Origin of the sequence: Colwellia sp. 6M3 (genome assembly GCF_014077595.1) — a bacterium.
GTDB lineage: Bacteria > Pseudomonadota > Gammaproteobacteria > Enterobacterales > Alteromonadaceae > Cognaticolwellia.
On record NZ_JACGWF010000217.1, the window covers coordinates 1 to 510 of the forward strand.

Below are 510 nucleotides of genomic sequence, written 5' to 3' on the forward strand. Positions count from 1 at the left end.
TGTCAAGGGATGGTAAGGTTCTTCGCGTTGCATCGAATTAAACCACATGCTCCACCGCTTGTGCGGGCCCCCGTCAATTCATTTGAGTTTTAACCTTGCGGCCGTACTCCCCAGGCGGTCAACTTAGCGCGTTAGCTACGCCACCCACAGATCAAGTCTACAGACGGCTAGTTGACATCGTTTACGGCGTGGACTACCAGGGTATCTAATCCTGTTTGCTCCCCACGCTTTCGTGCCTCAGTGTCAGTCTTTGTCCAGGTAGCCGCCTTCGCCACTGATGTTCCTTCCAATCTCTACGCATTTCACCGCTACACTGGAAATTCCACTACCCTCTACAAAACTCTAGCTTGCCAGTTCAAAATGCAGTTCCCAGGTTGAGCCCAGGGCTTTCACATCTTGCTTAACAAACCACCTACGCACGCTTTACGCCCAGTAATTCCGATTAACGCTTGCACCCCTCGTATTACCGCGGCTGCTGGCACGAAGTTAGCCGGTGCTTCTTCTGCGAGT

Annotated in this window: 1 rRNA gene; it reads right to left on the minus strand. The window is 52.4% G+C overall.

What is annotated here, in order from left to right:
• Positions 1 to 510: ribosomal RNA gene (locus tag H4J50_RS19090) — 16S ribosomal RNA — on the minus strand; the annotation flags it as partial.